A 26,669-nucleotide genomic window follows, 5' to 3' on the forward strand; every position below is an offset into this window, starting at 1 on the left:
GCACCCTGCCAAAGCCAGACCGCAGTCCATCCCGCATTCCCAATGAGCCACTCTCATGCAAGTCACTTTTTCGCCCGACAACCATCCTGACATTCTCGTGGTTGGCGGTGCCCATATGGACCGCATTGGCCGCTCACGCGCACGCCTTGAGCTGGGCCAATCCAATCCCGGCTCGCTAAAGCGCACCGTCGGCGGTGTCGCGGGCAACATCACCCGCTCTCTGGCCCGCCTTGACTGGAAGGTCGCGCTTTCGACCATCAGCGGCGAGGACATCGACGCCACCCTGTTGCTGGAACAATTGCAGCAGCAGGGCATCGACATGTCACTGGCCACCCGCAATCCGGATCTACCCAGCGCGACCTATACCGCAATCGAGGATCGCGATGGCTCGCTGATTGCTGGCATTGCCGATATGGGCATCTATGACAGCTATCCAGCCGATCAGATTACCCACGCCCTGTCGCGTCTGACCAAGCCAACCCGCATTCTCGCCGACACCAACCTGCCAACAGACGCCCTGCTGCGCATCGCCGAGGCAAAGGGCGATCATCTCTTTGCCGTCTGTGCCGTCTCCGGCCCAAAAGCCAACCGGGTGGCCGAAGCGCTGCATGGAGTCGACCTTCTCTTCTGCAATGAAGCCGAAGCCGCAATCCTTGCCGATGAATTTGCCGACCTTGCTGCCTTGCCTGACATCCTGCGCGACATCGGCGTCACTTCTGGCGTCATCACCAAGGGCAATGCGGGCGTCACCGCCTGGCAAGGCGACAAAGTCTGGAGCCTGCCAGCTCCACCGGTCAAGGTCACCTCATCGAACGGTGCTGGCGATTGCCTGACCGCTTGCACACTCCATGCGCTATTGCTGGGACGGGATCTGCAACAGGCTCTTGCTTATGGCATGGCGGGCGCAAGCCTTGCCTTGATGAGCGAACAATCGGTCCCGGATCTTCTGTCCCGCACCATGCTGGAGGCCTGTCTCGCAGACATTCCCGCCAGCCAACCCCAATCCTGAGTCAATCAAGCCAACCAAGAAAGAGCAACAAAATGGCAAGTCTCCCAATCAAATTCAGCGCCGAAGTGCAGGCCGCCCGTGACGCAAGCCAGCCGATTGTCGCCCTTGAATCGACCATCATCACCCATGGCATGCCTTACCCGGAAAATGTCAGCACGGCCTTGGAAGTCGAAGACATCATCCGGACCGAAGGGGCCTGCCCTGCCACCATCGCCATTCTCGACGGGGTGATTGAAGTCGGCCTGACCCGCGAACAGATCGAACATCTGGCCCAGCGCGATGATATCCTGAAACTGTCCCGCGCCGATCTTGCCTATGCGCTGGTTGCTGGCAAAAGTGGCTCGACCACGGTTGCCGCCACCATGATCTGCGCGGCACAGGCGGGCATCGAAACCTTCGCCACCGGTGGCGTTGGCGGTGTCCATCGCGGGGCCGAAGAGAGCTTCGACATTTCCGCCGACCTGCAAGAATTGGCCAAGACCCCGGTGATGGTTGTCTCCGCTGGCGTCAAGGCTTTGCTCGACATCCCCAAAACCCTCGAATTGCTCGAAACCCTCGGTGTGCCCGTTGTCGGCTTCGGCACTGACGAGTTCCCTGCCTTCTGGTCCCGCGAGAGTGGTGAGGCCTGTCCGATGCGCCTTGATGAGCCCGAGCAGATCGCAGCCCTATATAAAATGCGCGCCACTCTGGGCCTTGAAGGTGGCATGATGGTCGCCAATCCGGTGCCAGCCGAAAGCGAAATTCCACGCAACGAAATGGAAAGCGACATCATCGAAGCCATTGATGAAGCCAACCGCCGCAATGTCTCGGGCAAGGACGTCACCCCCTTCGTGCTGTCCCGCATCAAGGAATTGACCAACGGTGAGAGCCTTGTGACCAACATTGCTCTGGTCAAGAACAACGCCAAACTGGCCGCACGGATTGCCAATGGTCTGAAAGCCTGATCCATCGCGCCACGCAACAAAAAGACAAAAGCCCGCCAGCAATCAAATGCTGGCGGGCTTTTTCATAACGGATGTGCCTGAAGGCAACCCGATCAGGCATCGAGCACTTCGCGGATCTTGGTCGCCAATTGCTTCAGCGAGAATGGTTTTGGCAGGAAGCCAAATTCCACATTGTCCGGCAAATTCTTGCGGAAGGCCTCCTCCGCATAGCCGGACATAAAGATCACCTTGAGATCCGGGCGTTTCTTGCGCAGCTCACCGAGCATGGTCGGTCCGTCCATTTCCGGCATCACCACGTCGGACACCACCAGATCGACCTTCTCTTCGATTTCCTCAATCAGTTCCAGAGCCTCGGCACCGGATCCCGCTTCATGGACACTGTAACCGCGCGAGGCCAAGGCGCGCGCAGCAAAGGCCCGCACCGCTTCTTCGTCCTCGACCAACAGAATGGTGGCGCTGCCGGTCAGATCGGTCACAGCATCGGTCTCTGCCGGTGGCGCTTCGGCCAAGCCCAGATCCTCTTCCACAGCAACGCCTTCCAAAGCGTCGGTGTCCGACAACCCGGTCAGCGCCTTTGCCTCTTCCACATGGCGCGGCAGGAAGATGCGGAAGGTCGTGCCCTGCCCCATCTCGCTTTCAAGGAAGATGAAGCCGCCCGTCTGCTTGACGATGCCATAAACGGTGGACAGGCCAAGCCCGGTTCCCTTGCCCACATCCTTGGTAGAGAAGAATGGCTCGAAAATCTTGTCCCTGATATCCTGTGGGATGCCCGTACCGCTATCAAGCACTTCGAGCAGAACATAGTCGGATGGCTCAAGCTGCGTATAGGGCATCTCGGCAGCTTCGGCCTCGTTGAGATTGCGGGTCTGGATGGTCAACTGCCCCCCATCGGGCATTGCATCGCGCGCATTGACCGCCAGATTGACAATCACCTGTTCGAGTTGGTTGAGGTCGGCCTTGACCGGCCACAGATCACGGCCATGCACCATGTCGAGATCAACCTTCTCACCCAACAGACGATCCAGCAGGATCGACAGATCGGCCAGCACATCACCAAGCTCCAGCACCTGAGGCCGCAAGGTCTGGCGGCGCGAGAAGGCCAACAACTGCCGCACCAGTGACGCCGCGCGGTTGGCATTCTGCTTGATATTCATGATGTCCTGGAAGGACGGATCGCTTGGCCGATGGCTGGCCAGCAGCAGATCGGAAAAACCGATGATTGCGGTCAGAACGTTGTTGAAGTCGTGTGCCACCCCACCGGCCAGCTGACCAACGGCCTGCATTTTCTGGCTCTGGGTGAACTGGACTTCCAACGCCCGCTGCTCGGTGGTTTCCAGCGCATAGACAATGACCTTCTCGTCATCCGCTTCACTATCCTCGACCCCGGAGAGGAAGAAACGGACCGTCCGGCTTTCATCTTCTGCGAGATCGCATTCCACCGGCAGAATATGGCTCTTGCCGCTCAAAGCCTCATCCATCCGGGCAGACAGCTCGGCCCGGTTCTTCTCAACCACCAGACTGTGAATGGTCGGGGTCTGCTCATCGACATCCCCGCGCTCACCAGGCACGACCGAAGAGAATAACCGGGCAAACGGCGCGTTGGTGCGCACCACCTGCCCTTCGCTGGTCATCGCCGCAATGGCAATCGGGGTATTGTTGAAGAAACGGGCAAAGCGCACCTCGGCAACCCGCAACTCCTCGGAAATATCCTCACCCGGACTGCGATTGAGCACCAAGGTCCGAGACGCTCCGGGCGTCCCATCAGAGGCCATAGGCACCCGATGCATCAACCGCACTGGCAGACTGTGACCATTGCGCTTGACCAGATCGATATCGAGCATCTCGGTTTTCGGCATGCCTGGCGCATTGCTTGCCGCATCCAGCAAAGCAGTCCCATCGCCGGATACCAGTTCGTTGAGATTGAGGTGGCGTGGCTCGAACTGCGTGAGATCATAGCCCAGCCAGTCTGCCAGGGTGGCATTCATATAGACGATCCGGCCATCTGGCTCAGAGGAGAAGAAACCGGCTGGTGCGTGATCGAGATAGTTGATCGCCAGCTGCAATTCCTGAAAGATATTCTCCTGCCGCTCCCGATCCCGTGTGATATCATAGACCTCCCAGACCGACAGGGCCTGCTTGGCACCGCCGCTCTCCAAGTCATTCAGAGCCCGCACCTTGATCCGGTACCAGCGGGCCTGCGGGCTGACATCCGCAGCATCAGCCCCGGCGGGATTTTTGAAAAGACGGAACTCTTCCATCGCTGGACGGCCATCGCGCACGGCTTCGGACAGGCGATAAATGGCCTCGGCGGCATCCGGTTCCCCGGCAAAACTGCGCTCGATCGAGCGGATAGCATCAGCATTTTCCGCTCCTGTCAGCCGTGCATATTCGGCATTCGCATAGACGATCCGGTCCTTGGCGTCACAGACCACAACCCCATCGGTCATGGCGTCAACGAACTGCCGCGTCAAATGAGGTGCGGGCTGAGCGCTACCAAACCGCAACAGACCGACAGCCAGACCCAACAGTGCCAAAATACCGATCCCGGCCAGCAAACTGAGGAAAATAAGCTGTAACTGGCCACCGAACTGGCCCTTGAAAAAGACGAGAGACGCAGCCACCCCAACGAGGAACAACGCCAATAGCAGCAACCCCTTGACGCTGCCTGACCGTTCTTCGTGATCGATCATGGCTGCGGATGGCCCGCTCTGGCTCACGTGTTTGCCCATTTGGATCTACCCCTGCCCTGCATCCGGCTCATCTTGACGATCGGGCCTGTGGCTCGATCCCATGTTTCTTTCTCCCTCACACGCACGCTGTGCCTAGCGACTGAGCGTGTCGGGAATGCCCGTCTCGGTTATGGTCTGCGATTAGACCAGCTTTGCCGATTCTTCAATTTCATAATATAGCCGATCACTTCTGCAACCGCTTTGTAGTGCTCTTCAGGCACTTCTTCTTCGATGTCCACTGTTGCATAGAGCGCGCGCGTCAAAGGTGGATTCTGGACAATCGGAATGTCATGTTCCTTGGCGACCTCGCGAATGCGCAACGCCGTCTCGTCAACCCCCTTGGCAACACAGACCGGTGCGCCCATGCCATCTTCATATTTCAGGGCAACCGAATAGTGGGTCGGGTTGGTGAGCACCACAGAAGCTTCGGGCACCGCAGCCATCATCCGCTTGCGACTGCGTTCCATACGCAGCTGCCGCAGCTTGGCCTTGACCGCCGGGTCACCTTCCTGCTGCTTGAACTCTTCCTTGATCTCGCGGACCGACATTTTCTGTTTTTCGAACCATTTGTTGCGTTGGTACATGTAATCGGCAATCGCCAACACCGTCATGACCACGATCACACCGATGATCAGCTGCAAGGCAAGGTCGCGCACCATCGGCAGCAATTGGGTCGGATCGAGCCCGATGATTACATCAAGCTTGTCACGCTGCGGATAGAGAATCAGCACAAGCAGGGTCGTCACGATACCCAGCTTCAACAATCCTTTGACAAAATTGATCAGGCTTTCGCCGGAAAAAAGCCGTTTTGCGCCGCTGGCAGGCGACACTTTCGACAGCTTCGGCTTCATGGGTTCGGTTGAAAATACAAATTTGTGCTGCACCAGATTGCCAAAAATGGCCATGACCAGCAGCGCAATCATGGGCAGAATCAGAAAACCGAGCAAGGTATAGCCGACATCATTCCATAGCCGCGCCAGTACGCCACCTTCGATCGACAATTCGTGGGAATGCTCGAAAAAGCCCTTCAGATTGCTCGCCACACCACCGGCGATATAGGTGCCCAGCACAGCCACGACGAGCCCGGTGCCCATCATAGAGAACCAGGCAGAGACTTCCTGACTTTTGGCGACATCGCCTTTCTTGTGCGCGTCGTCCAGACGCTTCTGTGTCGGCTCTTCCGACTTTTCAGCATCATCATTTTCTTCGGCCATAGCAGCCTCCTAGCCTGTCTGCACGGCTCAAGCGCGCCGCATGTACAGTCAGCGCGCCACAAAATTGCCGAGCACGGCTTCGATGTGCCCCATATACCAGTTCATCAGGCTCACCAACAGAATCATGAAGAGCATTGTACCAACCAAAATGTTGGCAGGCATAGCAATAAAGTAGACCTGCAACTGTGGCATCAGGCGTGACAGCAGACCAAGCCCGAACTGGAAGATCATACCATAGACAATGAAGGGTGCCGACATCTTCAGCGCCACGACGAAGGAGGTGGCAACCACTTCAATCGCATATTCGGCAATGTCCCCAAGTGGCAGCATCTGATTGACCGGAAACAGCGTGTAACTGTCGAGCATTGCCCCGATCATCAAATAATGCAGGTTGGTCGTGAAAATCAGCGCCACCGCCAACGTGCCCATGAAGCGGCCCAATTGCACCGTCTGCTGACCCGTGCTCGGATCCGGCCCCATGGCAAAACTCAAACCCAGCTGAAAGGCGATTGTTGTCGCCGCAATCTGCAAGGCAGCCATCACCAGACGCACCGACAGCCCCAGAAAGACCCCAATCAGGATCTCGATCCCCATTGCTGCGACAAGGGCATAGAAATTGGCAGGCACAGAGCCGTAGTTGCCTGAGACAAGGGGATAGAAAAGCAGGCACATCATCAGCGCCAGAATAAGACGGATCCGGACCGACACAGCCTGCTCGGAGAAGGCAGGCAAGATCATGAAAAGCGTTCCGACCCGCGCAAAGATCAGAAAGAAGATGTAGGCGGTTTGCGGTAGGATATCGAGTGTCATGCGCAAATGAGGATCCGGCCTGAGGACAGATCTACGTCCCCCGAGGTTAGCCAGAAATGACCCGCTCCATCAGAAACTGCGTGAAAGTGCCAAGGGTGGCCCCAATGAAGGGAAGTGCAATCATCAACGCTATGAAAATGGCGATGATCTTGGGAACGAAAACGAGGGTCATTTCCTGAATTTGCGTCAGAGCCTGGAACAGAGCGATCACCACACCGACGATCAGCCCGACCACCATGATGGGGCCGGAAATCTTCAGCATCACCCAAAGCCCCTCGCGGGCAATATCGAGCATCTCAGGTCCGGTCACTGCCGGTTTCTCCTAGCCTATCGTGATCCAACAAGCATGGGCGCGCCACCATGGCCCGCCCAAAAGATCTGCCGAAACCCGACCCGATATCAAACCTGCCTAGATCGGCATCCGCATGATTTCTTCATAGGCAGAGATCACCCGGTCCCGAACCGACACCATGGTTTCCAGTGCAACTTCGGTTTCGGCAACGGCTGTGACCACGTCAACCACATCCGCCTTGCCATGCAACATGTTGGTTGCAGTCTTCTCGGCGACCTGCCCCTTGTCCAGCACCCCGGTGACACCATCCTTGACCATGGCACCGAAATCCGGCTTGGCATCGGCCGCCTTCTGCAGCGTCTGGTCCGATTGTGTCTGATTCGTCAGCTTCTGGGCTAGACTATAAGCGTTCGCTGCGGTCAAAGAGGTGTTGAGCATTGTCTGTCTCGCTTGCCCAACATGGGGCTGCTAAATCGAAAAGAGAAGCCATGCCATACGGCACCCGAGGGTGTCAGGCCTTAAGAATGTCGATGGTTTTGGTGATCATGCTGCGCGTGGCCGAGACCACATTCAGGTTGGCCTGATAGCTGCGCTGCGCCTGCTGCAGGTCGGTCACTTCAACCAGCGAATTGACATTGGGCAGCTTCACATAGCCATTGGGATCCGCAGCCGGATGGCCCGGTTCATAGCGTGTCCGAAAATCGGATTTGTCGGTCACAACCCGACCCATATCGACCGTTTTGGCTTCGATCTCGCGGTCATAATGCGACTTGAAAGTCGGGATCTGCCGACGATAGGGATCTCCACCCGCCTGCCGCGCCGTGGAGTCCGCATTGGCGATATTCTCCGAAATCACCCGCATACGACCACTTTGCGCCTTCAGCCCAGACGCGGCGATCATGATCGATCTAAGAAAATCCATTTCACTCTCCACCTTTTCGGCCAACGCCGAACCATAAGCCTATCTCGCGCCTTACCGGCGGCGAGACGCCATGCGAATGATACCAAGACCCTTTTTGTACAGGGTCGACGCCGCCTGATAGTCCATCTGGTTGGCCGTCACTTTCATCATCTGCTCTTCAAGCACCACCTGATTGCCATCCGGTGTGATTTCGAAGCCATCCATTTTCTTGCCCGCCAGAGTGCCATCGGGAAAGATTGCTCGCCCCTTGAGGTGATGCGCATTGGTCAGACGGGTTTCAAGCCCCCCCGTCTGCTGGGGCTTAAGCATGCGATCAAACTTGAAACTGCTCAGATCACGCGCATGGTAACCGGGCGTATCGGCATTGGCGATATTCTCTGCCAGCACTTTCTGGCGCGCCTGATGCCAGTGCATCTTGGAGCGCAGCATAGAAAACAGCTTGAGATCTCCTACAGCCATGTCTGCCTTCATATCCCGGTTTGGATGCCAATTGCGCATCCGGTGTCACTTTGGTTCAGGCAAATTTTGCCTACCATATGGTTAACGAGACATTAACGTGACCCAAACTTTTCTCCATTGCGGCTGATTTCTGCCATTTACCTCAGATATTAGCTCGGCAAATCTTGCAAATTGCCCGCAAAAAAAAGCGACATATCTTTCGAAAAGGTTAAAATGGGCGCATCGACAGATTCGCAACAGGGGTGACGTCTGCCGCATATTCGCAATGGATATGCCCGTTTCCCCGCCCTTGCAGCTGTCCTGCGTAACGCGTCTGATGCCTGTGATGGTGAGGTGCCAGACAGTTGAGTAAACACAACTGGCAACATGTCTTTTATAGCGATAAGGCATGTTCGAGAGTGGAAGGCCCGTCATGGAAGACATCGGCACATTGATCAAGGCGCTCATTCTGTTGGGTGGAATCATTTTTCTGATCGTATTGCTCACCTGGATTCTGAAGAAGATAAACATGATGGGCGCGCGCATTGGCAAGGTCGGAGACGCACCACGCCTTGAAGTGCGCGAAGCCGTGCAGGTCGATCACCGCCGCCGTCTGGTTCTGGTGCGACGGGATCATGTGGAGCATCTGGTGATGATCGGCGGTGAGAATGACTTCCTCGTTGAGCATCACATCATGCCACCAATGCCGGCGCAGCCATCCGCGCAACCACCAGTGCAGCAGCCGATGCAAGCCACACCGCAATCAGCCCAGCAATCAGGCCCACACTCAGGGACTCAGGCACCGCGTCCGGCAGCGCCCCAGCCTGCCCCGCAGCGCCCTCAGCCCACTGCCCAGCCAGTGCCGCCTCAGCGTCCAACACCGCAACAGGCTCCCCATTTGCCAGCTCAGCCCAAGCCTATGGCGCGACCAACTGAAGCGGCCAAAGGCACGGCCCCTGCCATCAAAGTGTCCGATGGAGCCCAGACACGGTCAACCATACCGACTGTGGATGCCGCGAACAACAAGCCCTCTGCCTCGATCCAGACGCCATCTCAGCCACAGCCGGCCCGCTGGCAAAATGATCTGACCGCCACCATGCCACCGCATCCACTCAAACCCAAGGATGCGGCATCCAGCCGCGAGGAAACGAAACCGGCCGAGTCAAAACCCGCAGAACAGTCTGCGCAATCTGTTCGGTCAAACCAGCCCGCCCCTGCGGCAACAGAGCCCAAGGCGGCGTCCATAGGCAAGGCAACAGAACAAGGCACGGCACCGATATTCACCCAACCAAAGCCCGGCCAACCAGAGGCCAGCCAACCAGAGACCCACCAACGGCAATCCGCTGCAAAAGACCAGCTCCCCTCCAGCGAAAAACCTGACCCAGCGGACAAGAATGAAAAAGGTCAGCCATCAGTTGACCCTGTGCAGGACAGCACCACAGCACCGAAAGAGCAGTCCACCACACCTAAACAATCCAAGCCAGACGCTGACCTGCTGGCTGTGAAAGCAGACGAAGATCCCGGAACCACGGCACCAGTCGCCGCAGCACCCGAAGACTCTGCTCAGGAAGCATCAAAACCAGATGCACCGCAGCAGGCAGCTCCAACGCAGGAAGAAGCAAAGCCGACACAATCCAAGCAGCCCCCGGCTTCGTCTGCTTACGATGATGAAATCAATCGTCTGCTCAATGAGTTGTCGGGTGACTTCAAGAAATGAGTGATCTGAAGAACGCGACCACGCAGACACCCGGTCAGAATATCAATGAAGCCACACGCACTCTGCTGACAAGCCTGAAACGCAGCGCCCTCACAGGGGGCTGCGTTGCTTTGTTGGCCATGCTGTTTCTGGCCATTGGCTTCAACCATCCTGTGCTGGCCCAGCAGCTCAGCATCGGCCTTGGCGATGATCTCACCCTGACCGAGCGGGCAATGCAGCTTGTTGCCCTCATCACCATCCTGTCGCTGGCCCCGTCAATCCTGATCATGGTGACCAGTTTCACCCGGATCGTCGTGGTGTTGTCTCTGTTGCGCTCGGCCATCGGTCTACAGACGGCTCCCCCCAACACCGTCATGGTCAGCCTCGCCCTGTTCCTGACTGCCTTCATCATGGCCCCCACCTTCGAGCAGGCTTACAATACCGGGATCCAGCCTTTGGTCGAGGGAAGCATCGAACTGCCAGAAGCCTTCGACCGGGCTGCTGTGCCGTTTCATGCCTTCATGCGTCAGCATGTGCGGGAAAACGATCTGGCCCTGTTTCTCGACATGGCCCAACAGGAGCCGCCAGCCACGCCAGAAGAAATCAGCCTTCGGGTGCTGGTGCCAGCCTTCATGATCAGTGAGCTACGACGCGCCTTCGAAATCGGTTTTCTGATCTTCCTACCCTTTATCATCATCGACCTGGTGGTCGCCTCTATTCTGATGTCGATGGGTATGATGATGCTGCCGCCTGTGGTGATTTCCCTACCATTCAAGCTGATCTTTTTCGTATTGGTCGATGGCTGGAATCTGATCACCGGTTCTCTGGTCAAGAGTTTCGTCGGCTCTTAGCAAAGAGACGTGCCAAACACGTACCAGACACGCGCCAGACACGCGCATGCATGCGCACTTTGCCGGTGCAGACTGAAAGGGCCAGTTTCGACTGAACCATTCAGACTTGCGGATTGTCTGCCGGAGGCACGTCTTCAGGAGGGGCAGCCTGTTCCTCTGCCAATTTGCTGTCATCGCCTTTCAGATAGCGGGACCGATATTCGGTGAGGAACCGCTCCATCGTATTGATGCCTGCAATTTGCTGCGCAACAGCGTGGAACTCCTCACCATTGCGTTCAATTGGCAGCGTCACAACATCGAACGCACCAGCAACCGGTGTGGCTGACATTTTCTCGGCATATTTGCGACGCAGGCGATCAAGACCCAGCTTGTCATCTGCCAGACTGTAGGCGATGCCAGCGCGCAGAATGTTGGTTTGCTCCTGATCATCAAGCGCGGCAGCGAGGCTCCAGCGATCGCCCAGCATCATTTCGGTCTGTTCAGCCACATCCTGCCAACGCTTCGCATCCCACATGATATCGGCCCGCAACTGGTCCACATCGCCCCCTTGCAAAGGTTTCAGCAAATCAAGCGCCAGACTAACTTTATTCAACTGAGCCAAAGACTTGGCTTCCACCAGCCGCCGCTGCCGTTCCACTGACAAAGGCAATTGGGACTGCCGTGTCCGGCGCAAGGTATCAAGGGCCATGTTCGGCTTGCTATCAAGCAGGTAGATCAACGCCAGATCGGCTGCAATCTGAGAGCGCGCGGCGCCTTTCAGGCGGTTGTCCACCTGATGTTTCAACAACTCGGACGCCCGATCCAGGAGATCAACCTCGACCAGCTTGTCTGCCAGCCGCCGCACCATTTCGTCCCCACGGCGACCAACAGGTGTCAGCTCACGAAAATCGTAATAAAGCGACAGCGCCTTGATGGCCGACAATTCATTGACCTTGCCATCGAGAAACAGCGATGAGAAGACGGCATTCATCTCTTCCTGCAACACCCGCGAAATCTCGGAGGCAGGATCGGAATCGGCTGCCGCCTTCAGGGTTTCAAAGGCGTTGCGATATTCTTTCTTGTCGACATAATAGTGCGCCAGTGTGCGAAGCGCATTCAACTCCACCTCATCACCGCGCCAGATTGTCGTCAGGCCTTCCAGTTCTTCAATTGCCTGATCGACATTGATCTGGTCTTCCTGACGCCGCAGCTTGACATCCTGCAGCCACGCATCATTGGCAATCGGCAGATACTTGGTATCGCGCGCCGCCTTGAACGCCTCAGAGGCTTCCTGGGCATCATTGCGGGCCACAGCGATTTTGCCGCGCAGCAGATTGTAACGCGCCACCCCTTGAGCATCTAGATAGGCAGGATTGACTTCGGCCAATGCCGCCGTGGCACTGCCGAACTGCTGATCAAGATAGGCGATCTCAACCCCATCGAGCAGCATCATCTGCCGCACTTTCATGCTGTAATCTTGCGCCACGGTGGCCGCCAGATCGAGCGCATCGTCAGCCTCGCGCCAGCGGCCCGAACGGGCAGCCGCCAAACCACGCCAAACCGAAGCATCCGGATCATTTTCGAATTCCGGATGATTCAAACGACGAAAGGCCGACTCGGGTCGACCTGCAAACAATTCCGCGGCGGAATAGAGCGTTCGAAACCCCTTGCCCCGGGCAAATTCCGGGGCGGCATCCTCAATCATTTGCAGATGCCCGAGCGCTTCGAACGCATATCCATTGGCCACCAGCAACTTGGACAGCGCCAATTGGCTCTGGATCGCCATCAAGTCAGTATAGTTGGAAAGCTTTCGTTCCAGATCCTGCCGCTTGCGCGAGAACTGTACCGGTGTCTTCGCCGCTAGCTTGTCGAGATTGAGAAAGGTCTCCCGCACCCGGCTGCCATTGTTGGTCAAGGCGCTGACATCCGCCGCACCAGGCTGGGCATTGGATATGGTCAAGCCCCGGTTCGAACTGATATAGACATAGCCTTCATCACGCGCCAGCAGCAAATCATCGACATGTTCGGCCAGAGCAATGCCATGCGCGGAAATCAAGGCGGTAAAATCGACAAATCGTTGCCCCTTGACGAAGCCGCGAGCAGGACCAAAACCGGTGACCACGTGCAAATTCTCACCCGTACCCGGATCGCGCAATTTCAGCACCGTGCCGGAGCGTTCAAACTTCACCCGCATGGCCGACCGTCCGTCGCTAACCTTGGTGCGTGACATATGCAGCGGTTTGGTCGGCTCAACCACCATGTCACCAATCGTCAGCAGCCAGCCATAGCCTTCGGGAGAAAAGGTCACGAGGCGTGGATTCTTCATCGGAATGCGCAACACGGCTGTCGCACCGGCACGCCAGACCTCGATATCATCGGAAAAAGCCGACAAATGCTCGCGCGCTGCGGCCACATCTAGGTCCAGCACCGTATCGAAGACTGCCCAGATAACCCCGTTACGTCGGAACACTGCCGATGACGTCGGATTCTTGAACGGGAAGAACAGGCGCACACTGCGGCCAAATGTCTTGGCTTCGACGCGCAGACTCTGTGAGGTCAGGTCAGCTCCCTGCCCTTGCATCCGTTCAGCATTGCTGCGCACCATGGCAGGCATCGCCGTCTGCGGTTGCGTTTCGTCAGTCGCCCCGGCAGCATCCGTGCTTTGAGGCGCAGCAGGCTGCGGGGGTTGCGGCACTGGCTGGGTCGCAGACTGAACCGGATTGGTTACCTGCTGCACGGGTGCCGGTTGAAACATCTGAGGCTTGATCGTATCTCCCTCAGTCGCCTGTTCAGTCGCCTGTTCAGCCGCCTGCAATGGTGCACGCGATTGAGGCATGGGTGGCATTGCGGGCTGCTGTGGCGCTGGCACTGCCGATGTTGGATCTTCCGCCGGGCGAGGCAAAGGTTGACCAGCCTCAGGAGCCTGCGCCGGTTGTTGTTGCGGTTGCGGCACAGTCTGGTTGGCGACCGGCTCAACAAAAGGCTCGGACACATTGCCCGAGGCGGTTGGCCCAAGGATCAGTTTGCTCGGCCCCGAAGAAGCCGACAGATCGTCTGCAACACCGAGAATCTGTGCGCCATCGGGAGCGATGGTCACCGTGCGTGGTGTCATGTCGATGCCCTTGGCCACCAGCACACCAGTATCACCGGGCTTGGAGACAGCCCGCGTCACATGCTCTTCCGCGCCCTTTGCATCAAACAGCGACTTGTCGCCCGTGATATCAATAATATAGGTGTTGTTCTCGCGAAACGCCCGTACATCGGCATTCTTGGCAACAATCAGCGTAAATTTTGCTCTTCCCTCTTCCATGGTCATCTGCATGTCGCGCACCAGTCCCGGCAGGGACGTGCGCAACTCGGACAGATCCACATCGGTCTGGTGATTGAAGAACAGATTGACCGCCTCCCCTCGACGTTCAAAGGTCGAGTCGAACGGAATGTTCCAGATGAAGGCAAAACGAGAGAAGGTTGGATGATCGCCAATGCGGACATCCAGCTTCGGTTTCACCCGGGTGGCGCTTTCCTGCTGCTGTAGCGAGCGCGCCAACCGCAACGCTTCTTCCGCACGCCGTGCGAGCTCGGTGACGATCTCCGCCGGAAGAGACGGAGGAAGCCCGGCCCAGCTTTGCGGCAGCAGGTCGACAAACAGCCGCTCCCCAGCCTCCATCGTGTTGATCCGCACCCCTTCTTTCAGGGCAATCCGCAAGCCCTTGCCATCTGGGTCGAGGCGCGCAACGGTCACATAGTCGGGCAGGATTTGTGCCAGGGTCGCCACTGTATTGGACTGCATCCGCTCATCAAAGCGGACCACAAATACGCTGTTATTCTGCTTGATCGAATAACCCGGCAGCAGATTGCGCCCGGCAAAGTTGAGGACGATCCGACCGTAGCCTTCTTCCCTCGTCGTGGTAATTTCGAGCGAGCCCTTGTCGCTGCCTTCCAACGAGGGATCAGGCGCGCGCTGCTGCGCAACCGTGAGGGAAGGTGCAAGGATCAAGAACCATGACAAGACGAGCAGGAAGGCCAGCTGGCTGCGCGAAATCACGCACCCAAAAGCCTGCCCGATCCTCTCGGACCATGCATGCTTCATCCTACCATCTTGATCCAAACTGGACATCGACTGTCTCCGCCTTCTCATTCTTCGCTTCATGCCTGCCGGTGATGCGCTGTCACAAACTGGGTGACACTCTGCAGTTCACTGAGCTGCAATGAAACGAATATATGGGAAAATGCTTTATCGTCGCTTACCACAATCTCATATTGTCCGCTTTGCATCCGCTTTTCCAACAGATGCATCAGATGCCCCCGAAACGGGACATCTGAGCGTAGCCGCCTGATCTGTCCGAGCGGCTCACGCCTTCAAGACAGACGCCCTTAGTTGCCAATCTGAGGCAATGTATTGGATTCGAGATTCTTGACGTCCTGTTCCAGCGTGTTGCCCTTGGCAATCGCAAGGCTCAGAGCCCCTGCAGCATCGGCGCGCATCTGCCCCATGATGGCGGCAACCTTGCGTGGATTCATCATTTTGACGATCTCAAGCAAGACACCGGGTTCCAGTACTTCGAAAATCTGCGCGGCCTGTTTCGGCTTCATCGACTGATACATCGCCACCAACTTGCCAAGATCCTCTTCCTGTTCCTGATTGCGCTTGCTGGTGGCCTGCTTGATGGAAGCTTCCAGTGCCTTGAGCTCATCGACCCGTTTTTCCAACCGTTTCTCGGCAGCATTGAGCAGGGCTTCGCGCATTTCAATGCTCTTGGCACGCTCATCCAGCTCTTCGCGCCGCTCCGACAAACGCTCCAGAATAGCCAGCTCGGAGCGCGAACTTTCGGACGGATCCACCTTCATCCCTTCAATCAGCGAAGTGGGTTCCTCTGTGTTCGCGGCACCATTGGTGTTGGCAGGCGCATCGGCGGGGGTCTCAGCAGGCGCTGCCTGTTGGCCCGGCTGTGTCTCCTGTGCCAAGGCAGGCGCAGTCGAAACAAAAAGCATATCGCTATTGAAAACCAGATGCGTCACCTTGATGAACAGCAATCCAGTCACGGCCACCAACAGGGTTGGCAACAGACGAAGATTGGTCATGCCGCAACCCCTCTCTTTTGTCGAATGGCCATCAGGCGCTCGGACGTCGCCGCAGCAACATCCTTCAACCGGCGCGGGCTTTCCACTGCCTCAACCACCGGAGCGTTGCTGTAATGGTCCGCCTCACCATAAGCGTTGGCATAACCAGGCTCTGGCAATTCATAGCCACGCGGCGCTGCGAGCGGCTGACTTGGTGCGGCACCACGCACAGCGTCGGAAATCTTGACGAGGCGTCCCACGACCCCTTCGCCCTGATCGACATAATGCTGCAACTCACCGGAAAGCCGTTCGGCCTCACGCAGGCGATGAGCCAGATTGCGATCACAGTCACCGGCGGTAGCCTTCAGACCGAGGATCGCCCGTTCGGCAATTTCAGTCGCGGTGATCAGCTCGGCGATGGTCGCCCGCAACGCTTCCTCGTCGTTGCGCAACCGCTTCAAACGCCGATTGAGCGTCACACAATAGCTGATTGTCAGAACGAGCAACAGCGCCACCAGCAACTCAATCATCATCCCAACAGACATCTATTCACCCTTTCCGGATCCGCCCTGTGCCGCTTTTTCAAACGCAGCCAGAGTCATTTTTGGTTTGGCGAGCTTATTGGACAGCTGCACCGAAATATTGCCGTTATGTTGCCCCATGACACCATCCGTCAGATGAACCCCTCCGGTCTTCAGACTGACAGGATCTGTCGGTCCGGTCTCCAGCATCAGGGTTTGCCCGACATCCAGTTTCATCACTTCGTTCAGCGACATTTTCTTGTCAAACAGGACCGCATCGAGCTCGATTTCCGACAGAAACACCTCTGTCGCCAGATGGCCTTCCCAGATTTGGTCGCGCCCGAACTTCTCCCCCATGAACATCTGCAGGAGAAGGTCTCGAATCGGCTCGATGGTAGCATAAGGCAGCAGCAATTCGATCTTGCCGCCCCGGTCTTCCATATCAATTCTGAGTTCAACAAGGATCGCTGCGTTGGCAGGCCGTGAAATGGCCGCAAACCGCGGATTGGTCTCAAGTCGTTCCAGCAAGAACTTGACCGGCGAGAGCGGAGCAAAGGCCGCTTCCGCATCCTCAAGCACGATCTCGATCATCTGGCGCACCAGATTGAGCTCGATGGTCGTATAGGGACGTCCTTCGACACGGATTGCCGACGTACCGCGTCCACCGCCCAGCAACACATCAATGATCGAATAGATCAGGCTGGAATCGACCGTAATCAGACCCAGATTGTCCCATTCCTCGGCCTTGAAGACCGTCAAGATCGCAGGCAACGGGATCGAGTTGAGATAATCGCCAAACCGGATGGAAGTGATTGAATCCAGCGAAACCTCAACGTTGTCGGATGTAAAATTGCGCAAACTGGTGGTCGTCATCCTGACCAGACGGTCGAAGACGATTTCCAGCATGGGAAGACGTTCATACGAAACGATCGCGGAATCGATCAGGGCACGGACACCACTGCGCTCGCCCGCGAAGCCATCATCAAGACTGAAACCGAGCAGATTGTCGATCTCTTCCTGATTGAGCACGCGGTCCGCGCCACGGGACGTCCCTTCTTCACCATCGATCGGCTCGTCGATCATGGCCGCCCACTGCGCAGCCATTTCATCGGCACTACCGGCGCCCTGCTCCTCAAGAGCCGCGCCCCAGTCCGCCATCAGGTCTACGCTGTCATCATCGTCGTCAGCCATCTCAACCCCTACTGGATAAGGATTTCCTTGAACAGGATATCATTCACCTTGACCGGATAAATCGCATCATTGATCCGCTTGAGAAGCTCCCGCTTCAAACGGAACAGACCAGCAGACCCTTCCAGATCCGAAGTCCGAAGCTCCCGCAAATAGACCTGGAAAGCATCCAGAACCCGCGGCATAAAAGGCTCGATCCTACGGGCCTGCTCCTGACTGTTCATCTCAAGGGACACCTTGATGCGCAAATACTGCGCCCGACGGCTCTTCGAGTTCAGGTTAACAGTCATCTCAGGAAGATCGTAGAAATAGGCCTTTGCTTCCGGCTCTGCATTGGGATCATTCTCCGGTTCAACCACCTCGTCGGATGACATCATCAGAAAATAGTAAGCGGCACCGCCGCCGCCCAACAACAGCACGAGCGCAAGCGCGATGATGATGATCAGCTTTTTCTTGCCACCAGAGCCTTCGCCCTCGGCACCTTCTTCATCAATTTCGACTTCGTCAGCCATTGCGATTCCAAATTAGAAACGATTCATAAATCATGGTTAATGACTCTTATTAAATAGCGTTAAAATGGTTAACAAAACCTTTCCAGCGGCCAGTCGGCAACTTTTTCCCACTAGGCATTTTCACCCCCTCATTCCTGCCCAGCCACACGCATCGAACCCAAGACATCCCGAGCATTTCTGCCATTTTTAAAGTTGGCACGCATTATGCAGGACATAGGCCGAACGCACCGTGCTGGGGAGCGAGCGTGCGCATCATTTGGGAGCAAAGTGGTTAACGGTTATGGAGAACTCACAACTCATCGGCCTGTCGAGACAGATGGTCTTGCGACGCAAGATGGATGTCATCGCCAACAATCTGGCCAACATCAACACTGCCGGCTACAAGGCCGACAATCTGATGTTCAAGGAACATCTGATGCCAGTGGCACGGATGAATGAATTTCAATCGTCCGATCGTAAGCTGTCCTATGTCGAGGATGATCGCATCGCGCATAAGTTTGCACCCGGTGCCGTTGTTGACACTGGCAATCCGGTCAATGCTGCCCTCAACGATGAAAAATCCTTTTTCGTGGTTCAGGGCCCGGGCGGCGAACGGTATACCCGCAACGGTGAATTTGACATAAACTCGCAAGGTCAGCTGGTCACCTCCGATGGGCTTCCTGTCGTCGGTCAGGACGGACCGATCCTCTTCACCACCGAAGACACCAACATCTCCATCTCCCGTGACGGCCTGATCACATCAGATCGTGGCGAGGTTGGCCGCTTTCAGGTTGTCACCTTCAACGACATGCAGTCTCTCAAGAAAGAGGGATATTCACTGTTTGCCGGTGAAAACCCAGTTCCTGTCGATGCTCCTGTCGTTCTGGGCGGCCGTGTTGAACGCTCCAACGTCCAAGGCGTCGTCGAAATTTCCCGCATGATTCAGGTAACCCGCTCCTACACGTCCCTCGCCAAGGCCTTGAGCCAGGTCTCGGAACTGCGCTCCAACGCGATTGACACACTCGGCAAGCTTCAGGCTTGACGCAGCAATAGACAAGGAAAACCGATATGAGAGCCCTCTATATTGCGTCAACCGGCATGCTGGCACAGGAACGCAACGTCGAAGTAACATCGAACAACATCGCCAACATGCGGACGACTGGCTTCAAAAAATTCCGCGCCGAATTTCAGGATCTGCTCTATCAGGATTTGCGCCGGACCGGCTCCTCGACCTCAGCCACAGGAACCACCGTACCGGTTGGCATCCAGATTGGTTCTGGTGTCCGGGTCGCCGCCACCTCGCGCATCATGTCGCAGGGGTCGGTAGAAAATACCGGCAAGGAGCTCGACGTTGCCATTCGGGGCCAAGGCTTCTTCCAGATCACCATGCCTGATGGCCGGGTTGGCTACACACGGGACGGTTCCTTCGAGATCGACAACAATGGCCGTCTGGTCACCGTCGATGGCTATGAAGTCCAGCCCGGCATCACATTCCCCAATGACACCCGCGACATCACCATCAACAATGAAGGGGAAGTGCAGGTCACGACCGGCAACAGCACCGCAGTGCAGACGCTGGGTCAGCTGACCCTTGCCCGTTTCGTCAACAAGGCTGGCCTCGATGCAATGGGGGACAATCTGTATCTGGAAACCGGTGCCAGCGGTGCGCCGCAGGTCTCAACCCCCGGCACAGCAGGCTATGGCACTTTGCTGCAAAAGCATCTGGAAATGGCAAACGTCAACTCGGTCGCCGAGATTTCTGATCTGATCGCCGCCCAGCGCGCCTATGAAATGAACTCGCGCGTCATCAAGGCAGCAGACGAAATGCTCTCCGCAACATCCAACCTTCGCTAGGTCATTGATATGAAACGATTCTCTTACATCGTGAAAAAGCACTGCCTGAGAAGAGGATGGGTCAGCCTCGCCTTTTCCGCGATTGCCCTGCTGTCCATCACAGGCACCAGTCACGCCCAAACCGCACAGGCAGCACAGGCAGCACAGAACAGGGAACCGGCCATACTGATTGACAATGTCACCGTGTCCGAGACCCTCGTTCGCCTCGGCGATCTGTTCAGAAATGCAGGCAGCCTGAGCAACAAGGCTGTCTTCCGCGCCCCGTCCATCGGTCAAAGCGGCACCATCAGCGCGCTGCGCGTGATCGACGCGGCCCGTCGCGCCGGTTTGCACCATATCGCGCCAAGCGCCATTCAGACCGTACATGTGCAGCGCGCTTCCGAACTGGTCACCGAGCAGGATGTGACCGAAGGCATCAAGGCACAATTGCGGGCCATGGGCTATATCGCAGCCTCAGGCCGGGTCGACATGGAACTGTCCAGCCGCCTCATCGACCAGCACGCCTCCCCTGCCGTTGCACATCCCTTTGATCTGCGCAATCTGCGCTTTGATCGCAACAGCGGTCGCTTTTCGACCGACCTGTTCATCGGCGGCCGCGAGGATATCGGCACCATCCGTCTGACCGGACGGGCCATTGAAACTGTTATGGCCCCGGTCCTGACCCGCAACATGCGCCGCGGTGAGGTGGTTGCCGAAAGCGATGTGACCCTGACCCCGATGCCACGCCAGCAGGCTATGCTCGCCAAACCGGCCAGCATCAAGGACATCATCGGCATGGCGACCCGTCAGCCCCTGCGGGCAGGGATCATCGCCAATGAAGGCTACTTCGTTGCCCCCGACATCGTTGAGCGTTCAGCCAACGTGACGATCCTGTTCAAGGCGGGCAGCCTGACATTGAGCATGATGGGCAAGGCCCTGACCGGCGGTGCCAAGGGGGACATCATCTCGGTCCAGAATGTCCAGACCAACCGCATCGTCCGCGCCCAAGTGATTGACCGGGGACTTCTGCAAATCAATACCCCCACCACCAGCATCGCGGCCCTGGGAGCCACAGAATAATGAAACTCTCTCACTTGCTCTCAATCAGCCTGATGGCAATTTCGCTGGCCGCTTGCGGCGCTGGTGATCGCCTGAAAAATATCGGCAAGGCCCCGGCCCTGTCCGGCATCGAAAACCCGACGGCTCAAAAAGGCTACAAACCGGTCCAGATGCCGATGCCAACTGCGCAACCGGTCAATTACAGCCCGAACTCCCTGTGGCAGACCGGGTCCCGCGCCTTCTTCAAGGATCAGCGCGCCAACCGCGTCGGCGACATCCTGACCGTCGAGGTTTCGATCACCGACAGCGCCAAGATCGACAATACCTCGAAACGGTCGCGCACCAATTCCGACAATGTCGGCCTGTCGGGCAGCATCGGCAACCAGCTTGCCAGCGTCATTCCCAAGGCCCTGATCGGCAACGGCGATCCATCCTCGCTGGCGGCCGCCACATCGGATTCAACCTCTGAAGGGTCCGGCGAGATCGACCGCTCCGAAGCCATCACCGTGACGGTCGCCGCAGTCGTTCTGCAGGTTCTGCCCAATGGCAATCTGGTGATTGAAGGACGTCAGGAAATCCGCGTCAACTTCGAGGTGCGCGAACTGTTGGTCGCTGGCATTGTCCGGCCGGAAGACATTTCGTCAGGCAACACGATCGCCTCGGAAAAAATTGCCGAAGCCCGCATCGCCTACGGCGGCAGAGGTCAACTCACCGATGTCCAGCAGCCACGCTACGGCCAGCAAGTCATGGACATCATCCTGCCATTCTGATCCAACCCAACCAGAATAGATTGAAAGCTCCCGATCCGCTGCAGACCACGCAGCGGATCTCGGGACCGGCTCCAAGCTCCCCAATTTTGGAGATCCGGCTCCCTGCGTGATCCCCTAACCACCGGATCGCGCATGGCAAGGCAAGCTCCCCAACCCTGCCTTGCTGTCCCGGCCATCAGAACCGCTCCCCAACAGGCTCTGTGGCAAACAAAAAAGGCGCGGATCCAGCTCCCGGATCCGCGTCCTTTTCATGTCTTGATTGCTTGTTTTGCAGTTGGCCTGACCCGAACGATCAATCGTCCCGATAGACCTTTTCCCGACGCTCATGGCGTTCCTGTGCCTCAATAGACAAGGTTGCCGTTGGTCGGGCATCCAGACGCTTGAGAGAGATCGGTTCGCCCGTATCCTCACAATAGCCATAGGAGCCATCCTCGATCCGCTTCAATGCGGCATCGATCTTCGAGATCAGCTTGCGCTGGCGATCCCGGGCCCTGAGCTCGATGGCGCGGTCCGTCTCGGAAGACGCCCGATCCACGAGATCCGGATGGTTTGAACTGTCATCTTGAAGGTGTTGCAAAGTCTCGCGGCTTTCGCGCAGAATATCGTCCCGCCACTTGAAAAGTTTGCGGCGGAAATATTCCGTCTGCCGTTCATTCATGAAGGGCTCATTGTCCGTTGGACGATAGTCATCTTCTATCTCGACCGACATGGGCTACCCCTTGGTTCCCTATATAAAAGACGAGGTCTATATAGATTGACATGCTCTTTTAGACAACTACCAAGTAGCAAAAAGTGAAGTTGATATTAATTTTGCCGGGTGTAATCCAACTCTTTTCCCGCCCCTTAAGACCTTCGTAGGTTTTACGAGACCTCAACCTGCGCGATGCCCCTCCAACTTTGCCAGTTCTACCTGTGCTCTCAAACCGATTTCCTCGACAAGGGCATCGATTCGCGCGTCTCCGCTTGATTCTGCCATCTCGGTCAGGCGCTCCAGCTGATGCAAAATCGACATGGACAGATTGCCGGACAACAGCCCAAGACGCACATCTTCCAGCAGATCCAACATCCGGTTGCCTTTGCGGATCGCCTTGCGCCGCTTGCCATGCAACGGATCCTCGACCCCCTGCAATGCGAGAAGCGAGGTGACATCACTCAAACCAGCAGAGTGAGAGGTCTGCTGCGCCTGGCTCGTCTGGCCACTTTCCTGCGGCACGGAAAAGCTGCTTGAGCTGCTGCGCGCACGACCTGCGGAACCCGATTTGCCAAGTTGTGTGGCTGGGTTGTTTGATTGAATGCGCATATTGCTTTACCCTTTTGGCTACTCGCTTGTGGCACCGATCAGCAAACCTGGATCGACGGGCTGTGACGGCTTTTGACCTCGTTAAGGAAAAGATTAACTTATTCGGTTAACAAGCCGTTAATTGACCCGGCAATTCTTGCAGCCCGGCACTGCGCGCAACAATGACAATATGCTCAGGCGCATAATTAAAGCAAATAAAGTCAACACCTTAAAGAAATGCCTCCTTCTTGGAAAAGCTGGCATAGAGCTTGCAAAAGACAAGGGAAGACGCGTCATTTAATCAAGCCGGTTCACAAAGGTTAATCCGCAATGTCAATTCGCTCTGCTCTTCTGATTGCACTGTCTGCATTGTGCTTGGCTGTTCTGCCAGCGCAGAGTGCATCCCGGATCAAGGACATCGTCGATTTTGAAGGCATTCGAGACAACCAGCTGATCGGTTATGGTCTGGTTGTCGGCCTCAATGGCACGGGTGACTCACTGGGCAGCGCCCCCTTCACCAAGCAGAGCCTGCAGGCCATGCTGGAACGGATGGGCGTCAAGATTTCCGACAGCAACCTGAACACCAAGAATGTCGCAGCCGTCATGGTCACCGCCAACCTGCCACCCTTCAGCGTGCAGGGTTCGCGCATTGACGTTACCATCAGCGCTCTGGGTGACGCCAAGAGCCTGCAGGGCGGCACCCTGATGGTCACCCCCTTGATGGGTGCGGATGGCGAAGCCTATGCCATCGCGCAGGGCTCCATCGCAATCGGCGGCTTCTCGGCCAAAGGCGATGCAGCTACCATCACCCAAGGGGTGCCTACCGCAGGTCGCATTGCCAATGGTGGCCTTGTGGAACGCGAATTGCCCTTCAAGCTGGCCAGCATGTCCACCATGCGCCTGTCTTTGCGCAATCCGGACCTGACCACCGCCCGCCGCATCGCCCAATCGATCAATGACCTGATTGGCCAGCCGGTTGCCGAGCCGCTGAACCCGACCGAAGTGCGCCTGTCCCTGCCGCGCAATTTCAACGGCAACATGGTGGATCTGGTCACCGACATCGAACAATTGCTGATCGAGCCGGACCTGCCAGCCAAGATCGTCATTGACGAGACCACCGGCATCATCGTCATGGGTCAGGAAGTGCGCGTCAGCACCGTAGCCATTGCGCAAGGCAACCTGACGGTTACCGTCTCCGAGGCCCCGCAGGTCGCCCAGCCAAACCCCTTGGCCAATGGCGAAACCACCGTCGTGCCTCGCTCTCAGGTGGATGTCTCGACAGACTCCGATAAGAAACTGGCCCTGTTGCAAGGCAGCGTGCCCCTGCGCGATCTGGTCTCCGGCCTCAACGCGCTGGGCGTCGGCCCCCGCGACATGATCTCCATCCTTCAGGCCATCAAGGCCGCAGGCGCCCTTCAGGCAGAAATCGAGGTGATGTAATGACCACTCTGAATGCAACACCTTTTTCCATCACGCCCAATCAGGGCTTGAACTCCCAGCTCAACAGCAAGGAACAGGCGCGCGCCGTAGCCGAACAGTTTGAAGGCGTCTTTCTCAATCAGATGATGTCTGCCATGTTCGAAGGCGTGGGCAAGGATGATGCCTTCGGCGGTTCCTACGCCGAGGAAACCTATCGCGGCCTGTTGACCGAAACCTATGCCGACACCATCACCAAATCCGGCGGGATCGGCATTGCCGACTCCATCATGCGCGAATTGATCAGCCTTCAGGAAATGGAGCAATAAGATGTCCGAAGAGAACCAGACCGCCCCCAATCCTGTAACGCAGGCAGCAACCCTTGCCAAAACGCCGATCGGCAGCCCGGACGATGTCCAGCGCCTGCTCGGCGCCATCGAACAGATCATGGATAGCCTTGATGACGTGCTGGTCGAGGAAACCGACCTGCTGCGGGAAGGCAAGCTTGCAGAGGCTCTCGAGCTGGTCGAAGCAAAAAACCAACTGTCGATCCAGTATATGCTTTTGCAAAAGGCAATCACCACCAATGCCTCCCTCGTCAAGCAGCTTGCCCCGCAAGATGCCGAGCAGCTGACCCGCCGTCACCATATGTTCCAAAGCACTCTTCAGGCCAATCTGGCAGTGATCAGCACCGCGCGTGAAGTCTCTGCCGAACTGGTGGACGGGCTGAACCAGAAAGTTCAAAAGCACGGTCAGACCCAGACCTACGGTCAGTCCGGCCAGGTGCCACAACAAGTGAAGCAGCAGCGCGGCCTGTCAATCGACACCGCGTCCTGAGGCCATTGGGTCCTGCGCTGAGCAAGTGGAAGCCCTCATGACCGGTGCTCCCTATCTGATTTTTCTCGACCGGGACGGCACCCTGATCCGGCATATCCCCTATTTGTGCGATCCCGATGCCGTTGAGCTGCTGCCCGGTGTGCGCGATGGTTTGGTGCGCCTCAAGGAAGCAGGCCATTTGCTGTTTCTTCACACCAACCAGTCCGGGGTTGGTCGGGGCTATTTCACGTTGGAGCAAGCCATCGCCTGCAACGAGCGAATGATCGAGCTGCTTGCCTTCCCGTCCTCTCCCTTCGAAGCCATCTGCGTGGCACCGGAGCATCCCGACGCAGAACCGGTCCACCGCAAACCCTCCCCCCGCTTTGCCCTTGAAATGGCCAAGCGACATGACGCCACGCCCGACCAGATTGTCTATATCGGTGACACCCCGTCCGATCTGCTGGCCGCACAAGCCGCAGGAGGTCTCGGCATTGGCGTCAATAGCGGCGACGGCCCGCTGCCCGACAGGCTGAAGGCGCAAGGGTTGGAGGCTGTCTTCCCGGTCTTTGATTGCTTTGGCGCCGCTGTCAGCCATATCCTTGCGACAGACTTGGACAGCACAAAGAGGGACACGGAAACTCCATGACAAACATGCCTCTTTTGGTTTTGGCCGGGGGGTTCGGCACCCGTCTGCAATCCGTTGTCCATGATGTCCCCAAGCCGCTCGCCCCGGTTCATGGCCGCCCGTTCCTCGCCTATATGCTGGACAATTGGCGTGATGCAGGCATCCGCGATTTTGTGTTCCTGTTGCATCACCGGGCCGAGCAGATCGAAGCCTTTCTGGAAGACCAGTTCGCCCAGCCCAGCTTTGAAGGTTGCAGCTGTCGCTCCATCATCGAGGCTCAGCCTCTGGGCACCGGAGGGTCTTTAGCCAATGCCTTGGCAGAGCTTGCCATTGAGGAGACATTCCTTGCCACCAATGCCGACACCTGGCTGCCAGCCGGAATGGAAGCCATGGTCAAGGCAGACGGGCAAGCCATGGCCATTACCCATGTCGAGAATGCCAACCGCTATGGCCGCGTTCAATTCGACAAAGACCGGATCATTGCCTTTGAAGAAAAACAGAACCAAAGCGAGTCGGGCTGGATCAATGCAGGCATTTATCGCCTCAATCCGCACTGTCTGACCGATTGGGATGGATCATTTCTGTCGTTGGAGGCTGAGATTCTGCCGAAACTGGTGAAATCCGGCGCAATCCGCGCCATCAAGATCGATTGTGCCTTCATCGACATTGGCGTTCCTGCTGATTATGAGTATTTTCAAGCGATGATCGCAGAACAGGGAATCTAGC

Annotated in this window: 27 protein-coding genes; 13 read left to right on the forward strand and 14 right to left on the reverse strand. The window is 57.0% G+C overall.

Features of this window, described 5'->3' with window-relative positions; all coding sequences use genetic code 11:
• Positions 1-55 precede the first annotated feature (55 nt).
• Positions 56-1,009: a carbohydrate kinase family protein gene (locus DSD30_RS09275; protein ID WP_114009338.1), complete on the forward strand. Its 954-nt coding sequence runs from the start codon at positions 56-58 to the stop codon at positions 1,007-1,009.
• Positions 1,010-1,041: 32 nt separating this feature from the next.
• Positions 1,042-1,953, forward strand: a complete 912-nt coding sequence (locus tag DSD30_RS09280; RefSeq protein WP_114009339.1) for a pseudouridine-5'-phosphate glycosidase — start codon at positions 1,042-1,044, stop codon at positions 1,951-1,953.
• Positions 1,954-2,045: 92 nt separating this feature from the next.
• Here DSD30_RS09280 and cckA read toward each other — a convergent pair whose 3' ends face one another.
• The 7 genes from cckA to flgB form a co-directional block, all read right to left on the reverse strand.
• Complete coding sequence (gene cckA / locus DSD30_RS09285) at positions 2,046-4,682, reverse strand: cell cycle histidine kinase CckA (RefSeq protein WP_245418411.1); 2,637 nt, start codon at positions 4,680-4,682, stop codon at positions 2,046-2,048.
• A gap of 128 nt (positions 4,683-4,810) precedes the next feature.
• Positions 4,811-5,896 carry a flagellar biosynthesis protein FlhB gene (gene flhB, locus DSD30_RS09290; protein WP_114009340.1) on the reverse strand — a complete coding sequence of 362 codons (1,086 nt, stop codon included), beginning with the start codon at positions 5,894-5,896 and terminating at the stop codon, positions 4,811-4,813.
• A 48-nt stretch (positions 5,897-5,944) separates the two neighbouring features.
• Positions 5,945-6,706, reverse strand: a complete 762-nt coding sequence (gene fliR, locus DSD30_RS09295) for a flagellar biosynthetic protein FliR (RefSeq protein ID WP_114009341.1) — start codon at positions 6,704-6,706, stop codon at positions 5,945-5,947.
• A gap of 46 nt (positions 6,707-6,752) precedes the next feature.
• Positions 6,753-7,016 carry a flagellar biosynthesis protein FliQ gene (fliQ, locus tag DSD30_RS09300; protein ID WP_114009342.1) on the reverse strand — a complete coding sequence of 88 codons (264 nt, stop codon included), beginning with the start codon at positions 7,014-7,016 and terminating at the stop codon, positions 6,753-6,755.
• 99 nt (positions 7,017-7,115) lie between these two features.
• The gene (fliE, locus tag DSD30_RS09305) at positions 7,116-7,436 is read right to left on the reverse strand and encodes a flagellar hook-basal body complex protein FliE (protein ID WP_114009343.1); all 321 of its coding nucleotides are present in this window, start codon (positions 7,434-7,436) and stop codon (positions 7,116-7,118) included.
• 73 nt (positions 7,437-7,509) lie between these two features.
• Positions 7,510-7,920 carry a flagellar basal body rod protein FlgC gene (gene flgC / locus DSD30_RS09310; protein WP_114009344.1) on the reverse strand — a complete coding sequence of 137 codons (411 nt, stop codon included), beginning with the start codon at positions 7,918-7,920 and terminating at the stop codon, positions 7,510-7,512.
• Between the two features lie 51 nt (positions 7,921-7,971).
• Complete coding sequence (gene flgB, locus DSD30_RS09315; RefSeq protein ID WP_114009699.1) at positions 7,972-8,379, reverse strand: flagellar basal body rod protein FlgB; 408 nt, start codon at positions 8,377-8,379, stop codon at positions 7,972-7,974.
• 412 nt (positions 8,380-8,791) lie between these two features.
• Between flgB and DSD30_RS21970 the strand changes: the two genes are divergently transcribed.
• Together DSD30_RS21970 and fliP are read left to right on the forward strand one after the other, a co-directional pair.
• Positions 8,792-10,075: a flagellar biosynthetic protein FliO gene (locus DSD30_RS21970; protein ID WP_198662885.1), complete on the forward strand. Its 1,284-nt coding sequence runs from the start codon at positions 8,792-8,794 to the stop codon at positions 10,073-10,075.
• 119 nt (positions 10,076-10,194) lie between these two features.
• Positions 10,195-10,905, forward strand: a complete 711-nt coding sequence (gene fliP / locus DSD30_RS09325) for a flagellar type III secretion system pore protein FliP (RefSeq protein WP_171021968.1) — start codon at positions 10,195-10,197, stop codon at positions 10,903-10,905.
• 100 nt (positions 10,906-11,005) lie between these two features.
• Here the strand turns inward: fliP and DSD30_RS09330 are convergent, their stop codons facing one another.
• From DSD30_RS09330 to DSD30_RS09350, 5 genes are all read right to left on the reverse strand, one after another.
• A complete protein-coding gene (locus tag DSD30_RS09330) occupies positions 11,006-14,974 on the reverse strand; it encodes a tetratricopeptide repeat protein (protein WP_114009347.1) in 3,969 nt (1,322 codons plus the stop codon).
• 284 nt (positions 14,975-15,258) lie between these two features.
• On the reverse strand, positions 15,259-15,966 hold the full coding sequence (locus DSD30_RS09335; protein ID WP_114009348.1) for a MotE family protein: 708 nt from the start codon (positions 15,964-15,966) through the stop codon (positions 15,259-15,261).
• Entirely contained in the window at positions 15,963-16,490 is a 528-nt protein-coding gene (locus DSD30_RS09340) for a DUF6468 domain-containing protein (protein ID WP_114009349.1), read from the reverse strand. The genes DSD30_RS09335 and DSD30_RS09340 overlap by 4 nt, the downstream gene beginning before the upstream one ends.
• Positions 16,491-17,657, reverse strand: a complete 1,167-nt coding sequence (fliM, locus tag DSD30_RS09345) for a flagellar motor switch protein FliM (protein WP_114009350.1) — start codon at positions 17,655-17,657, stop codon at positions 16,491-16,493. It abuts the gene before it with no gap.
• An 8-nt stretch (positions 17,658-17,665) separates the two neighbouring features.
• Positions 17,666-18,166 (reverse strand): flagellar basal body-associated FliL family protein, encoded by a 501-nt coding sequence (locus tag DSD30_RS09350; RefSeq protein ID WP_114009351.1) that lies wholly within the window; start codon positions 18,164-18,166, stop codon positions 17,666-17,668.
• A gap of 280 nt (positions 18,167-18,446) precedes the next feature.
• On the opposite strand from DSD30_RS09350, the gene DSD30_RS09355 reads away from it, so the two are divergent.
• From DSD30_RS09355 to flgH, 4 genes are read left to right on the forward strand one after another with little or no spacing between them, the layout of a single operon-like run.
• Positions 18,447-19,187 carry a flagellar hook-basal body complex protein gene (locus DSD30_RS09355; RefSeq protein ID WP_114009352.1) on the forward strand — a complete coding sequence of 247 codons (741 nt, stop codon included), beginning with the start codon at positions 18,447-18,449 and terminating at the stop codon, positions 19,185-19,187.
• 26 nt (positions 19,188-19,213) lie between these two features.
• Positions 19,214-19,999, forward strand: a complete 786-nt coding sequence (gene flgG / locus DSD30_RS09360; protein ID WP_114009353.1) for a flagellar basal-body rod protein FlgG — start codon at positions 19,214-19,216, stop codon at positions 19,997-19,999.
• Between the two features lie 9 nt (positions 20,000-20,008).
• Complete coding sequence (gene flgA / locus DSD30_RS09365; protein ID WP_114009354.1) at positions 20,009-21,058, forward strand: flagellar basal body P-ring formation chaperone FlgA; 1,050 nt, start codon at positions 20,009-20,011, stop codon at positions 21,056-21,058.
• Positions 21,058-21,807: a flagellar basal body L-ring protein FlgH gene (gene flgH / locus DSD30_RS09370; RefSeq protein ID WP_114009355.1), complete on the forward strand. Its 750-nt coding sequence runs from the start codon at positions 21,058-21,060 to the stop codon at positions 21,805-21,807. Before flgA ends, flgH begins: the two co-directional genes overlap by 1 nt.
• Positions 21,808-22,099: 292 nt before the next feature.
• Here the strand turns inward: flgH and dksA are convergent, their stop codons facing one another.
• Both dksA and DSD30_RS09380 read right to left on the reverse strand, forming a co-directional pair.
• Positions 22,100-22,516 carry an RNA polymerase-binding protein DksA gene (gene dksA / locus DSD30_RS09375; protein WP_114009356.1) on the reverse strand — a complete coding sequence of 139 codons (417 nt, stop codon included), beginning with the start codon at positions 22,514-22,516 and terminating at the stop codon, positions 22,100-22,102.
• A gap of 162 nt (positions 22,517-22,678) precedes the next feature.
• Positions 22,679-23,107, reverse strand: coding sequence for a flagellar assembly protein FliX (locus tag DSD30_RS09380; RefSeq protein ID WP_114009357.1), 429 nt, complete (start codon positions 23,105-23,107; stop codon positions 22,679-22,681).
• Positions 23,108-23,416: 309 nt separating this feature from the next.
• Between DSD30_RS09380 and DSD30_RS09385 the strand changes: the two genes are divergently transcribed.
• Genes DSD30_RS09385 through DSD30_RS09405 form a run of 5 tightly spaced genes read left to right on the forward strand, consistent with a single transcriptional unit; the run spans position 23,417 to position 26,668 of the window.
• The gene (locus DSD30_RS09385; RefSeq protein WP_114009358.1) at positions 23,417-24,526 is read left to right on the forward strand and encodes a flagellar basal body P-ring protein FlgI; all 1,110 of its coding nucleotides are present in this window, start codon (positions 23,417-23,419) and stop codon (positions 24,524-24,526) included.
• Positions 24,526-24,831 carry a rod-binding protein gene (locus DSD30_RS09390; RefSeq protein WP_114009359.1) on the forward strand — a complete coding sequence of 102 codons (306 nt, stop codon included), beginning with the start codon at positions 24,526-24,528 and terminating at the stop codon, positions 24,829-24,831. Before DSD30_RS09385 ends, DSD30_RS09390 begins: the two co-directional genes overlap by 1 nt.
• Position 24,832: 1 nt before the next feature.
• A complete protein-coding gene (locus DSD30_RS09395; protein WP_114009360.1) occupies positions 24,833-25,339 on the forward strand; it encodes a hypothetical protein in 507 nt (168 codons plus the stop codon).
• Positions 25,340-25,376: 37 nt separating this feature from the next.
• Positions 25,377-25,964: a D-glycero-alpha-D-manno-heptose-1,7-bisphosphate 7-phosphatase gene (locus tag DSD30_RS09400; RefSeq protein ID WP_114009361.1), complete on the forward strand. Its 588-nt coding sequence runs from the start codon at positions 25,377-25,379 to the stop codon at positions 25,962-25,964.
• Positions 25,961-26,668, forward strand: a complete 708-nt coding sequence (locus tag DSD30_RS09405) for a sugar phosphate nucleotidyltransferase (protein ID WP_114009362.1) — start codon at positions 25,961-25,963, stop codon at positions 26,666-26,668. Before DSD30_RS09400 ends, DSD30_RS09405 begins: the two co-directional genes overlap by 4 nt.
• The last annotated feature ends 1 nt before the right edge of the window (position 26,669 follow it).

It is taken from the genome of Cohaesibacter intestini (assembly GCF_003324485.1).
In the GTDB taxonomy this organism is placed as follows: domain Bacteria; phylum Pseudomonadota; class Alphaproteobacteria; order Rhizobiales; family Cohaesibacteraceae; genus Cohaesibacter; species Cohaesibacter intestini.